Origin of the sequence: Pseudomonas sp. UYEF17 (genome assembly GCF_040546125.1) — a bacterium.
Taxonomy (GTDB): Bacteria; Pseudomonadota; Gammaproteobacteria; order Pseudomonadales; family Pseudomonadaceae; genus Aquipseudomonas; species Aquipseudomonas putida_Z.
The window spans coordinates 158,231-170,289 of sequence record NZ_JBEPNE010000012.1; the positions used below are offsets into that span (position 1 = coordinate 158,231).

13 protein-coding genes are annotated in these 12,059 nt (G+C 65.9%); 9 read left to right on the forward strand and 4 right to left on the reverse strand.

Translation table 11 applies throughout. The features are described 5' to 3' along the window. Positions 1-39: 39 nt before the first annotated feature. The 4 genes from ABIB24_RS18235 to ABIB24_RS18250 are packed head-to-tail and all read right to left on the reverse strand — an operon-like array spanning position 40 to position 3,471. Positions 40-2,094 carry a methyl-accepting chemotaxis protein gene (locus ABIB24_RS18235; RefSeq protein ID WP_025340904.1) on the reverse strand — a complete coding sequence of 685 codons (2,055 nt, stop codon included), beginning with the start codon at positions 2,092-2,094 and terminating at the stop codon, positions 40-42. Between the two features lie 11 nt (positions 2,095-2,105). After that, on the reverse strand, positions 2,106-2,660 hold the full coding sequence (locus ABIB24_RS18240) for a chemotaxis protein CheW (protein WP_025340905.1): 555 nt from the start codon (positions 2,658-2,660) through the stop codon (positions 2,106-2,108). After that, complete coding sequence (pilH, locus tag ABIB24_RS18245; protein WP_025340906.1) at positions 2,657-3,022, reverse strand: twitching motility response regulator PilH; 366 nt, start codon at positions 3,020-3,022, stop codon at positions 2,657-2,659. Before pilH ends, ABIB24_RS18240 begins: the two co-directional genes overlap by 4 nt. Before the next feature lie 47 nt (positions 3,023-3,069). Continuing rightward, positions 3,070-3,471 (reverse strand): response regulator, encoded by a 402-nt coding sequence (locus ABIB24_RS18250; protein ID WP_003257770.1) that lies wholly within the window; start codon positions 3,469-3,471, stop codon positions 3,070-3,072. A gap of 238 nt (positions 3,472-3,709) precedes the next feature. On the opposite strand from ABIB24_RS18250, the gene gshB reads away from it, so the two are divergent. The 9 genes from gshB to hslU all read left to right on the forward strand — a co-directional run bounded on the left by gshB (position 3,710) and on the right by hslU (position 11,897). Continuing rightward, positions 3,710-4,663 (forward strand): glutathione synthase, encoded by a 954-nt coding sequence (gshB, locus tag ABIB24_RS18255; RefSeq protein WP_354316971.1) that lies wholly within the window; start codon positions 3,710-3,712, stop codon positions 4,661-4,663. 91 nt (positions 4,664-4,754) lie between these two features. Beyond that, positions 4,755-5,660, forward strand: coding sequence for an energy transducer TonB (locus ABIB24_RS18260; RefSeq protein WP_013974528.1), 906 nt, complete (start codon positions 4,755-4,757; stop codon positions 5,658-5,660). A 171-nt stretch (positions 5,661-5,831) separates the two neighbouring features. Then, the gene (locus ABIB24_RS18265) at positions 5,832-6,401 is read left to right on the forward strand and encodes a YqgE/AlgH family protein (protein ID WP_015272081.1); all 570 of its coding nucleotides are present in this window, start codon (positions 5,832-5,834) and stop codon (positions 6,399-6,401) included. Further along, positions 6,401-6,838, forward strand: coding sequence for a Holliday junction resolvase RuvX (gene ruvX, locus ABIB24_RS18270; protein ID WP_013974530.1), 438 nt, complete (start codon positions 6,401-6,403; stop codon positions 6,836-6,838). Before ABIB24_RS18265 ends, ruvX begins: the two co-directional genes overlap by 1 nt. Positions 6,839-6,887: 49 nt before the next feature. Then, the gene (gene pyrR / locus ABIB24_RS18275) at positions 6,888-7,406 is read left to right on the forward strand and encodes a bifunctional pyr operon transcriptional regulator/uracil phosphoribosyltransferase PyrR (RefSeq protein ID WP_025340908.1); all 519 of its coding nucleotides are present in this window, start codon (positions 6,888-6,890) and stop codon (positions 7,404-7,406) included. A gap of 12 nt (positions 7,407-7,418) precedes the next feature. Further along, a complete protein-coding gene (locus ABIB24_RS18280) occupies positions 7,419-8,423 on the forward strand; it encodes an aspartate carbamoyltransferase catalytic subunit (RefSeq protein WP_003257774.1) in 1,005 nt (334 codons plus the stop codon). Beyond that, positions 8,420-9,691: a dihydroorotase gene (locus tag ABIB24_RS18285; RefSeq protein WP_354316973.1), complete on the forward strand. Its 1,272-nt coding sequence runs from the start codon at positions 8,420-8,422 to the stop codon at positions 9,689-9,691. The genes ABIB24_RS18280 and ABIB24_RS18285 overlap by 4 nt, the downstream gene beginning before the upstream one ends. A gap of 257 nt (positions 9,692-9,948) precedes the next feature. Further along, positions 9,949-10,479, forward strand: a complete 531-nt coding sequence (gene hslV / locus ABIB24_RS18290) for an ATP-dependent protease subunit HslV (RefSeq protein ID WP_025340909.1) — start codon at positions 9,949-9,951, stop codon at positions 10,477-10,479. A gap of 74 nt (positions 10,480-10,553) precedes the next feature. Next, positions 10,554-11,897: an ATP-dependent protease ATPase subunit HslU gene (gene hslU / locus ABIB24_RS18295; protein ID WP_015272084.1), complete on the forward strand. Its 1,344-nt coding sequence runs from the start codon at positions 10,554-10,556 to the stop codon at positions 11,895-11,897. Positions 11,898-12,059 lie beyond the last annotated feature (162 nt).

Below are 12,059 nucleotides of genomic sequence, written 5' to 3' on the forward strand. Positions count from 1 at the left end.
TCGGCGCGGCTTTTCAGTAGAGCTCATCAGTAGGGCTCTTCACTTGGGCTCTGCTGGTGGCGGCAGAGTGAACCCGGACACCGAACGGCGCATCTCGCTGGCCATGCGTGCCAGGTGGCGGATGCTGTCGGCGGTGGCGCCGGAGCCGGCGGAGGTCTGCGCGGTAATCTGCTGGATGACTGCCATGGTGTGGGAGATCTGCCCGGCAGACGAAGTCTGCAGCTGGGCGGCATCGGAGATGCTGTGGATAAGGTCGGCGAGGTTCTGCGAGACGCCTTCGATCTCGGCCAGCGCCACCCCGGCATCCTGGGCCAGGCGGGCACCGCGCACCACCTCGGCGGTGGTCTGCTCCATGGAGATCACCGCCTCGTTGGTGTCGGCCTGGATGGTGCGCACCAGCGCCTCGATCTGCCGGGTGGCCGACGACGAGCGCTCGGCCAGGCGCTGCACTTCGTCGGCGACCACGGCGAACCCACGGCCGGCCTCGCCGGCAAGCGAGGCCTGAATCGCCGCGTTGAGGGCGAGGATGTTGGTCTGGTCGGCAATGTCGTCGATCAGGCTGACGATATCGCCAATTTCCTGGGAAGACTCACCGAGGCGCTTGATCCGTTTGGCGGTGTCCTGGATCTGCTCGCGAATGTTGTCCATGCCGTTGATGGTGTTGTGCACCACCTCGTTGCCCTTGTTGGCGATCGCCACCGAGCGCTCGGCAACCTTGGCCGACTCGTAGGCATGTGCCGAAACCCGGTCGATCGACTCGACCATGTCGCCGACCGCCTCGGATGCCTCGCTGATCTGCTCGGCCTGGTGTTCAGAGGCCTTGGCCAGCTGGCGTGCGGTGTTCTGTGTGTCCTGCACGGCGGCAGCGACCTGCACGGCGCTGTGGTTGATGGTGGCGACCAGGTCGCGCAATTGGTCCACGGAATAGTTGATCGAATCGGCAATGGCGCCGGTGAAGTCTTCGGTCACCGATACGGTCACGGTCAGGTCGCCGTCAGCCAGCTCTTCGATTTCGTCGAGCAGGCGCATGATCGCCTGCTGGTTGCGTTCGTTCTTTTCCGCCGTCTCGCGCAGCTGCCGGTTGGTGGTGCGCACCATGACCAGGCCGATGAGGATGATCGAAGCCAACGCCAGCAGGCCCAGGACATAGCCGCCGACAGTGTCGAGGGTGCGCCCGCCGGCCAGGTTCTCGAAACCGTTGGCCAGGTGCGAGGCCTCGTCGAGCAGGGTTTGCGACAGGCTGAAGATGTTGCCGGCAGCCTCGCGTACGCGGAACAGTTCTGGTGAGGTTTCGAGGATTTCATCCACCGAGCCGGCAACGAACTGGAACAGCTCGGCAATTTCAGCCAGGCGCGCACGGGCGTCGGCGTCCTCGACACGGGTCACCTGGATCGCCGCGCTGCCACTGAGCATGCCCTCCAGCACCTGGCCGAAGCGCCCGGCATCACGGCCAAAGGCATCCGCCGCCTGGGCCGCGGTGTCGTCACCGGCCAGCACAGTGTTGACCGAGCCGAGGATGCGTTCGGCCAGCAGCAACTGGCGCTGGGCCACCGCCACCTGGCTGGCCGGAGCGCCGCTCTGCAGCAGGATCTCGACCACTTTCTCGTATTCCACCTGCAACTGCGGCACGGTCTCGGCCAGGGTCGCCGCCACCTGGTGCAGCGACAGCACGGTCTGCTCGCTGGCCAGGATGGTATCGGTGTTCTTGCGCAGGTTTTCCCAGTCGCGGCGTACCGCTTCCATCTCGTCCCGCACCATGGGCGGCGCGGGTGGCAGGCCGGTGGACTTGTCACCTTCACGCAGGTAGCCCCAGCGCCGTTCGAAATCGTTGCGCGCGTCCGACAGCAGCTTGAAGGCCAGGGCCTTGCCGGTGGCGGCTTCGGTGGCGTTCTTGGCGATGCGCTGCGACAGCACCCGCAGTTCGCCGGCGTGGCCGATGTACTGCTTGTCGTAGTTGGACTGGGTGTTCAGGTAGGCAAAGTTGGCGAACAGCAGGATGATCGACAGGATCAGGATCAGGAACAGCACGGTGATCTGCGCGATGCTGCGGGTACGTGGGGTCACGGTGGTGACGGGGGTGGCAGGCTTGTTCACGTTCGCAGGTCCTATAACGCCACATCGAGAAAGCCCGGCGCCTGGGCCAGGGCGAAGGGGCTGAAGATCGCCCAGTTGCGTTCACGCGGGAAGTGCCCCTGCACGAAACGCGCAGCGGCGCGGATCAGGGGCTGTGGTGGCGACAGTTGCAGGCTGTCCAGGGCAAAGTGCTGCAGGCCCAGCACCTCGTCCACCAGCAGGCCGACGAACAGGTCCTCGTGGTCCAGCACCAGCACCCGCCGCTGCTTGCCCGGGGCGGCGTGGCCCAAGCCGAAGAAGCTGCTCAGGTCCATCACCGGCAACAGCCGGCCGCGCAGGTTGGCTACCCCGCACACCCACGGCTGCACACCGGGGACGCGGCTGCTGCGCGGTTCGCGCAGCACCTCGGCCACCTCGCCCATGGGCGCGACGAACCATTGCCCGGCAATACGAAAGCCAATGCCGCTCCACTGTTGCAGGCGGTTGTCCTGCGGCGGCTGGTCGGCGACCAGCAGGCGGCAGCGCCGGTCGATGTCCAGCAACAACTCGAAGGCGGTCAGCGACGCGCCCTGCGGGCGGGTGGTCAAGCCCCCAGCACTTCTTTGAGCTTGGCGATCAGCGCGTCCTCTTCCACCGGTTTGGTCAGGAAGTCACGAGCGCCCTGGCGCGTGGCCCAGATACGGTCGGTTTCCTGGTCCTTGGTGGTGACCACGATCACCGGGATGGCGCTGGTTTCCGGGTCCTTGCTGAGCTGGCGGGTGGCCTGGAAGCCGTTCATGCCGGGCATGACGATGTCCATCAGCACCGCGTCGGGCTTGTCCTGCCGGGCCAGGGCCACGCCATCGGCACCGTTGTTGGCCTTGAGCACCTGGTAGCCGTGCTTTTCCAGCCATTCGGTCAATCGGTACATCTCTGTCGGCGAGTCGTCGACAATCAGAACTCGGGCCATGCTGGTTCCCCATCAGGAAAGAAAGACCGTGCCATGGCGGGGCGCGGTCAGGGTGCGTGTTGTTGGGCTGCGGCAAAACCGGGCACGTGGGCGCGGATCGCGTCGAGCAGTTCTTCCTTGCTGAACGGTTTGGTCAGGAACTGGTCGGAGCCGACCACCCGGCCGCGGGCCTTGTCGAACAGGCCGTCACGTGACGACAGCAGAATGACCGGGGTGTCCTTGAAGGCACTGTTGTGCTTGATCACCGCGCAGGTCTGGTAGCCGTCCAGGCGCGGCATCAACACATCGACGAAGATGATGCTGGGCTGGTGGTCGACGATCTTGGCCAGGGCATCGAAGCCATCGCTGGCGGTGATCACCTCGCAGCCCGCTTCACCGAGCAACATCTGCGCGGTGCGGCGGATCGTGCGCGAATCGTCGATCACCATCACCTTCAGGGGTTGTTCCATCTGTTGGGCTACCATTTGCCGAAATCCTGGGGCCGTTGTGGGAGCGGCCTTGCGTCGCGAAAGGGCTGCGCAGCAGCCCCCATGGGCCTGTCATTCAGCACTATGACTGGCATTTTTAGCACACTCCGGGTGGCCGTTCCATCTGCGGCGCCCCTTGACCGGCGGCGTTCACGGCGCCACCCTGAGCCACTTTTCTTTCGATCCATCGCGGCCACGCGCCGCCAAGAGGAACCACCCCATGAGCGTTCGCCTCGGCATTGTCATGGACCCCATCGCGTCCATCTCCTACAAGAAGGACAGCTCGCTGGCCATGCTGCTGGCCGCCCAGGCACACGGCTGGAGCCTGTTCTACATGGAACAGCGCGATATGTACCTGGGCGCCGGCCAGGCGCGTGCGCAAATGCGCCCGCTGAAAGTGTTCGCCGACCCGGCCCGCTGGTTCGAGCTGGGCGACGAGCAGGACAGCGCGCTGGCCGAGCTGGACGTGATCCTGATGCGCAAGGACCCGCCCTTCGACATGGAGTTCGTCTACAGCACCTACCTGCTGGAGCAGGCCGAGCGCGAAGGCGTGCTGGTGGTCAACCGCCCGCAGAGCCTGCGCGACTGCAACGAAAAACTGTTCGCCACCCAGTTCCCGCAGTGCATGGCGCCGACCCTGGTCAGCCGCCGTGTCGACATCCTGCGCGAGTTCGCCAACAGCCGTGGTGACGTGATCCTCAAGCCGCTGGACGGCATGGGCGGTGCCTCGGTGTTCCGCCACCGCAAGGACGACCCGAACCTGTCGGTGATCCTGGAAACCCTGACCCAGCACGGCAACCAGCAGATCATGGCGCAGGAATACCTGCCGCAGATCGTCGACGGCGACAAGCGCATCCTGATGATCGACGGCGAGCCGGTGGACTACTGCCTGGCGCGTATCCCGGCCAGCGGCGAAACCCGTGGCAACCTGGCCGCCGGTGGCCGTGGCGAAGCACGCCCGCTGACCGACCGCGACCGCTGGATCGCCGCCCAGGTCGGCCCGACACTGCGCGAGAAGGGCCTGATGTTCGTAGGCCTGGACGTGATCGGCGACTACCTCACCGAAATCAACGTCACCAGCCCCACCTGCATCCGCGAGATCGATGCCGCCTACAACACCGATATCGGCGGGCAATTGATGGATGCCATTGATCGCCAGCTGAAGGCGCGCTGACCGCCGACGCACGGCAACAACCCAGAGTGGGGTATGATGCGGGTCCTTTTGGCCTGGCCTGCTACCCCGCCCTGCGGTTGCTGGAAACCTGATGACGCTGCCCGCTGACATCCCCGCCGACCTGCTGCCCCCCCGTGTTCGCCCGGTGGACCGGCTCGGCTTTACCCTGTTCCTGGCTGCCCTGGTGCACCTGGCGCTGATCCTCGGCGTCGGCTTCAGCGTGGTCAAGCCTGCCGAAATCCGCCACACCATGGACATCACCCTGGCCACCTTCAAGAGCGAGAAACCGCCGGAGAAGGCCGATTTCCAGGCCCAGGACAACCAGCAGGGCAGCGGCACCCTGGACAAGAAAGCGGTGCCCAAGACCACCGAACTGGCACCGTTCCAGGACAGCAAGATCAACAAGATCACCCCGCCACCCGCCGCGAAGCCCGAGGTGGTACCGCCCCCTGTCCCGCAGAAGTCGGCGGTAGTGACCACGGCGCCCAAGCCACAGAAGGTCGAGCCCAAGCCCAGGGAAAGCAAGCCGCAGCCCAAGCCGGCAGCCCCGGCACCGGACTTCGACAGCTCGCAGTTGTCCAGCCAGATCGCCAGCCTGGAGGCGGAGCTGTCCAACGAACAGCAGATGTACGCCAAGCGCCCGCGCATCCACCGGCTCAATGCCGCCTCGACCATGCGCGACAAGGGTGCCTGGTACAAGGAAGAGTGGCGCAAGAAGGTCGAGCGGGTGGGCAACCTGAACTACCCCGACGAAGCGCGCCGGCAACAGATCTACGGCAACCTGCGCATGATGGTGTCGATCAACCGCGATGGCTCGCTGTACGAGGTGCTGGTGCTGGAGTCGTCCGGGCAACCGGTGCTGGACCAGGCGGCGCAGCGCATCGTGCGACTGGCGGCGCCGTTTGCGCCGTTTACCGGGGACCTGGCCGAGTTTGACCGGCTGGAGATCATCCGCACCTGGCGCTTTGCCCGTGGGGACCGTTTGTCCAGTAACTGACCTTCGGCATTACGCGGTCCCTGTGGGAGCGGGTTTACCCGCGAAAGCGTCCGACTAAGCGACATCATTGCCTGATCTGGCGCATTCGCGGGTAAACCCGCTCCCACAGGGAACGCGCAAGCCTCGTTACGCACCTTGTCAGCCTCGCCACCTGGCGCCACACTATCCCCCATGAAAACCCTCACGCCGAGCTACCTCAAGCATCAGTTCCTGATCGCCATGCCGCACATGGCCGATCCGAACTTCGCCCAGACCCTCACGTACATCGTCGAGCACAACGCCCATGGCGCCATGGGCCTGGTGGTCAACCGGCCGCAGGAGCTGAACCTGGCCGACATCCTCGAGCAGCTGCGCCCGGACGAAATGCCACCGGCCAGCACCTTGCAGGTGCCGATCTATCAAGGTGGCCCGGTACAGACCGACCGTGGCTTCGTGCTGCACAGCAGCGAATGCAGTTTCCAGGCCACCGTGGCGCTGGAGGGGCTGTCGCTGACCACCTCGCAGGATATATTGCTTGCCATCGCCGCCGGGGTAGGCCCGAAACAGAGCCTGATCACTCTGGGCTATGCCGGCTGGGAAGCGGGCCAACTGGAAGCGGAGCTTGCCGATAACGCCTGGCTCAACTGCCCGTTCGACCCGGAAATCATCTTCGGCCTGACCAGCGACCTGCGCCTGGAAGCCGCCGCCGCCAGCCTGGGGATCAACCTGAACCTGCTGACCAGCCAGGCGGGCCACGCCTGATGGCCGAACTGCACCCTGAACTGCGTCTGCTGCTGGGCTTCGACTACGGCAGCAAACAGATCGGCGTGGCCGTCGGCCAGGTGGTCACCGGCCAGGCCCGCGAGCTTTGCACCCTGAAGGCACAGAACGGCGTGCCGGACTGGGCCCAGGTGGAAAAGCTGATTGCCGAATGGAAGCCCGACGCCATCGTCGTCGGCCTGCCGCTGAACATGGACGGCACCCCCAGCGAAATGAGCGCCCGCGCAGAAAAGTTCGCCCGCCGCCTGAACGGCCGCTTCAACCTGCCCGTGCACACCCACGACGAACGCCTGACCACCTTCGAGGCCAAGGGCGAGCGCATGGCCCGTGGCGGCCAGCGCGGCAGCTACCGCGACAACCCGGTCGATGCCATCGCCGCCGCCCTGTTGCTGCAAGGCTGGCTGGAGGCCAATACCTGATCATCTTTGCCGCCGGGCCCGCCCGGCGCACCCTTCCGAGGAGCCTGCAATGAGCCTACCCGATCCAGCCGAACTGATTCGGCAGATGGCCGTCGACCTTCGCGCCCACCTGGCCCGCCGGGCAATTACCGAACCGCGCTACATCGGCATCCGCACCGGCGGCGTCTGGGTTGCCCAGGCCCTGCAGGAAGCCATGGGCGACACCAGCCCCATGGGCACTCTGGACGTGTCGTTCTATCGCGACGACTTCAGCCAGAACGGCCTGCACCCGCAAGTGCGCCCGTCCGAGCTGCCGTTCGAGGTCGAGGGCCAGCACCTGGTGCTGGTGGATGACGTGCTGATGAGCGGCCGCACGGTGCGCGCCGCGCTCAACGAACTGTTCGATTATGGCCGCCCGGCCAGCGTCACCCTGGTCTGCCTGCTGGACCTGGATGCCGGCGAACTGCCAATCCGCCCGAATGTACTCGGCGCCACCCTGTCGCTGGCCGCCCATGAACGGGTAAAATTGACCGGACCCGCACCGCTCGCCCTCGAGCGCCAGGACCTCGCCTCCGCTTCCGCCCTTTAAGAGTCCCCCGCGATGACGCCAATCGACGCCAAGCGCCCGCTGCAGCTCAATGATCAGGGCCAGCTGCGCCACTTCCTCTCGCTCGACGGTTTGCCCCGCGAACTGCTCACCGAGATCCTCGACACCGCCGACTCCTTCCTGGAAGTCGGTGCCCGGGCCGTGAAGAAAGTCCCGTTGCTGCGCGGCAAGACCGTGTGCAACGTGTTCTTCGAGAACTCCACCCGTACCCGTACCACCTTCGAACTGGCGGCCCAGCGCCTGTCGGCCGACGTGATCAGCCTGAACGTGTCGACCTCCTCGACCAGCAAGGGCGAGACCCTGTTCGACACCCTGCGCAACCTCGAAGCCATGGCCGCCGACATGTTCGTGGTGCGCCACTCCGACTCCGGGGCCGCGCACTTCATCGCCGAGCACGTGTGCCCGGAAGTTGCCGTGATCAACGGCGGTGACGGCCGCCATGCGCACCCGACCCAGGGCATGCTCGACATGCTCACCATCCGCCGCCACAAGGGCAGCTTCGAGAACCTGTCGGTGGCCATCGTCGGCGACATCCTGCACTCGCGCGTGGCCCGCTCCGACATGCTGGCGCTGAAAGCGCTGGGCTGCCCGGACATCCGCGTGATCGGCCCGAAAACCCTGATCCCGATCGGTATCGAGCAGTACGGCGTGAAGGTGTACACCGACCTCGCCGAAGGCCTGAAGGATGTCGACGTGGTGATCATGCTGCGCCTGCAGCGTGAGCGCATGGCCGGTGGCCTGCTGCCCAGCGAAGGCGAGTTCTACCGCCTGTTCGGCCTGACCACCGCGCGCCTGGCCGGGGCCAAGCCCGACGCCATCGTCATGCACCCGGGCCCGATCAACCGCGGCGTGGAAATCGAGTCGGCGGTGGCCGACGGCAAGCACTCGGTGATCCTCAACCAGGTCACCTACGGCATCGCCGTGCGCATGGCCGTGCTGTCCATGGCCATGAGCGGGCAGAACGCGCAACGTCAATTCGACCAGGAGAACGCCCAGTGACCATCAGTATTCTCGGCGCCCGGGTCATCGACCCCAACAGCGGCCTGGACCAGGTCACCGACCTGCACCTGGACGGCGGCCGCGTTGCCGCCATCGGTGCAGCCCCGGCCGGCTTCAGCGCCAGCCGCACGATCCAGGCTGATGGCCTGGTCGCCGCGCCCGGCCTGGTCGACCTCGGCGTGTCCCTGCGCGAGCCGGGCTACAGCCGCAAAGGCAACATCGCCAGTGAAACCCGCGCCGCCGTCGCCGGCGGTGTCACCAGCCTGTGCTGCCCGCCGCAGACCAAGCCGGTGCTGGACACCTCGGCCGTGGCCGAACTGATCCTCGACCGCGCCCGCGAGGCCGCCAACAGCAAGGTCTACCCGATCGGCGCCCTGACCAAGGGCCTGGAAGGCGAGCAACTGGCCGAGCTGGTGGCCCTGCGCGACACCGGCTGCGTGGCCTTCGGCAATGGCCTGAAGGAAATCCCCAACAACCGTACCTTGGCCCGCGCCCTGGAATACGCCGCCACCTTCGACCTGACCGTGGTGTTCCACTCCCAGGACCGCGACCTGGCCCAGGGTGGCCTGGCCCACGAAGGTGCCATGGCCAGCTTCCTCGGCCTGCCGGGCATTCCGGAAACCGCCGAGACCGTGGCCCTGGCGCGCAACCTGCTGCTGGTGGAACAGACCGGCGTGCGTGCGCACTTCACCCAGATCACCAGCGCCCGCGGCGCGCGCCTGATCGCCCAGGCCCAGGCCCTGGGCCTGCCGGTGACCGCCGATGTGGCGCTGTACCAGCTGATCCTCACCGACGAATCGCTGCGCGAGTTCTCCAGCCTGTACCACGTGCAGCCGCCGCTGCGCACCGCCGCTGACCGCGACGGCCTGCGCGAGGCTGTGAAGTCGGGGGTGATCCAGGCGATTTCCAGCCACCACCAGCCGCACGAGCGCGACGCCAAGCTGGCCCCGTTCGGCGCCACCGAACCGGGCATCAGCAGCGTCGAGCTGCTGCTGCCGCTGGCCATGACCTTGGTACAGGACGGCCTGCTCGACCTGCCAACCTTGCTGGCCCGCCTGAGCAGCGGCCCGGCGGCGGCCCTGCGCCTGCCAGCCGGCGAGCTGAAAGTGGGTGGCGCGGCCGACCTGGTGCTGTTTGACCCGCAGGCCTCGACCGTGGCCGGCGAGCAGTGGTTCTCGCGCGGCGAGAACTGCCCGTTCATCGGCCACTGCCTGCCGGGTGCGGTGCGTTATACCTTGGTCGATGGGCATGTCTGCCACGAGGCCTGACAAAGCGCACACTCGCTTTGTGTAGGAGCGGCCTTGTGTCGCGATCGGGCCGCAAAGCGGCCCCAGCTAATCTTGCATGATGCCGAGATCCTGGGGCTGCCTTGCAGCCCTTTCGCGACACAAGGCCGCTCCTACATCGACCGAGTACGGTTAAGAGACCGAGCCGACCATTCATCCCCCACGGTTGAAATCCTTCCCCCCACCCCCATATGAGTCTGCATCAGGCACTTTCGCCCCGCTGCGTGGAGACTCTCCCCTTGACCACCATCGTTTCTGTCCGCCGTAACGGCAAAGTCGTCATGGGCGGCGACGGCCAGGTATCCCTCGGCAACACCGTGATGAAAGGCAACGCCAAGAAGGTGCGCCGCCTGTACCACGGCCAGGTCATCGCGGGCTTCGCCGGCGCCACCGCCGATGCGTTCACCCTGTTCGAGCGCTTTGAAGGCCAGCTTGAAAAACATCAGGGCCACCTGGTCCGCGCCGCCGTCGAACTGGCCAAGGAATGGCGTACCGACCGTTCCCTGAGCCGCCTGGAGGCCATGCTGGCCGTGGCCAACAAGGACGCCTCCCTGATCATCACCGGCAACGGCGACGTGGTCGAACCCGAAGACGGCCTGATCGCCATGGGTTCCGGCGGCGCCTACGCCCAGGCCGCAGCCCGCGCCCTGCTGAACAAGACCGACCTCTCGGCCCGTGAAATCGCCGAGACCGCCCTGAACATCGCCGGCGACATCTGCGTGTTCACCAACCACAACCTGACCATCGAGGAGCAGGACCTGGCCGAATAATCAGTTGTTCTGGCGTCCCGCTGCGAGCGGGACTTTTCCACGCTGATTCATTCCGCCCGAGGACCATTTTCATCATGTCCATGACCCCCCGCGAGATCGTCCACGAACTCAACCGCCACATCATCGGCCAGGACGACGCCAAGCGCGCCGTGGCCATCGCCCTGCGCAACCGCTGGCGGCGCATGCAGCTCCCCGCCGAGCTGCGCGCCGAAGTGACCCCGAAGAACATCCTGATGATCGGCCCTACCGGCGTCGGCAAGACCGAAATCGCCCGCCGCCTGGCCAAGCTGGCCAACGCGCCGTTCCTCAAGGTCGAAGCCACCAAGTTCACCGAAGTGGGCTACGTGGGCCGCGACGTCGAGTCGATCATCCGTGACCTGGCCGATGCAGCATTGAAGATGCTGCGTGAGCAAGAGATCATCCGCGTGCGCCACCGCGCCGAAGACGCCGCCGAAGACCGCATCCTCGACGCCCTGCTGCCACAGGCGCGGGTCAGCAGCTTCGCCGAGGAAGCCGCGCAGACCAGCACCGATTCCAACACCCGCCAGCTGTTCCGCAAGCGCCTGCGCGAAGGCCAGCTGGACGACAAGGAAATCGAGATCGAAGTGGCCGATGCCGTGGGCGTCGAAATTGCCGCGCCGCCCGGCATGGAAGAAATGACCAACCAGCTGCAGAGCCTGTTCGCCAACATGGGCAAAGGCAAGCGCAAGGCGCGCAAGCTGAAGGTTAAAGAAGCACTGAAGATGGTTCGCGATGAAGAAGCGAGCCGCCTGGTCAACGAGGAAGAGCTCAAGGCCAAGGCCCTGGAAGCTGTCGAGCAGCACGGCATCGTGTTCATCGACGAAATCGACAAGGTTGCCAAGCGCGGCAACGTTGGCGGCGCCGACGTGTCCCGTGAAGGCGTGCAGCGCGACCTGCTGCCGCTGATCGAAGGCTGCACCGTCAACACCAAGCTGGGCATGGTCAAGACCGACCACATCCTGTTCATTGCTTCGGGTGCGTTCCACCTGAGCAAGCCGAGCGACCTGGTGCCCGAGCTGCAAGGCCGCCTGCCGATCCGTGTGGAACTCAAGGCCCTGACCCCGGAAGACTTCGAGCGCATCCTGCAGGAGCCGCACGCGTCGCTGACCGAACAGTACCAGGCCCTGCTCAAGACCGAAGGCCTGAACATCGAGTTCCTCGCCGACGGTATCAAGCGCCTGGCCGAGATTGCCTACCAGGTCAACGAGAAGACCGAGAACATCGGTGCCCGCCGCCTGCACACCCTGCTCGAGCGTTTGCTCGAAGAGGTGTCGTTCAGCGCTGGCGACCTGGCCAGTACCCATGACGAAGCGCCGATCCAGATCGACGCGGCGTATGTGAACAGCCACCTGGGTGAGCTGGCGCAGAACGAAGACCTGTCGCGTTACATTCTGTAAGACCGCAGGGGGCCGCCTTGCGGCCCATCGCGACACAAGGCCGCTCCTACAGGGGAACGCGATCTCCTGTAATCGATGGACTCGCCCCCGCCGAGGCATCACAGTGCCACGGTGGCGTTCTAAGAAGCCAACGGCAGCGAGGGCGAGACCATGAAAAAGCAT

Coding starts and splice junctions, on each gene's coding strand:
- hslU (WP_015272084.1), top strand. CDS start 10,554: ATGTCCATGACCCCCCGCGAGATCGTCCACGAACTCAACCGCCACATC.
- gshB (WP_354316971.1), top strand. CDS start 3,710: ATGAGCGTTCGCCTCGGCATTGTCATGGACCCCATCGCGTCCATCTCC.
- pyrR (WP_025340908.1), top strand. CDS start 6,888: ATGAGCCTACCCGATCCAGCCGAACTGATTCGGCAGATGGCCGTCGAC.
- ABIB24_RS18265 (WP_015272081.1), top strand. CDS start 5,832: ATGAAAACCCTCACGCCGAGCTACCTCAAGCATCAGTTCCTGATCGCC.
- ruvX (WP_013974530.1), top strand. CDS start 6,401: ATGGCCGAACTGCACCCTGAACTGCGTCTGCTGCTGGGCTTCGACTAC.
- ABIB24_RS18280 (WP_003257774.1), top strand. CDS start 7,419: ATGACGCCAATCGACGCCAAGCGCCCGCTGCAGCTCAATGATCAGGGC.
- ABIB24_RS18250 (WP_003257770.1), bottom strand. CDS start 3,471: ATGGAACAACCCCTGAAGGTGATGGTGATCGACGATTCGCGCACGATC.
- ABIB24_RS18260 (WP_013974528.1), top strand. CDS start 4,755: ATGACGCTGCCCGCTGACATCCCCGCCGACCTGCTGCCCCCCCGTGTT.
- pilH (WP_025340906.1), bottom strand. CDS start 3,022: ATGGCCCGAGTTCTGATTGTCGACGACTCGCCGACAGAGATGTACCGA.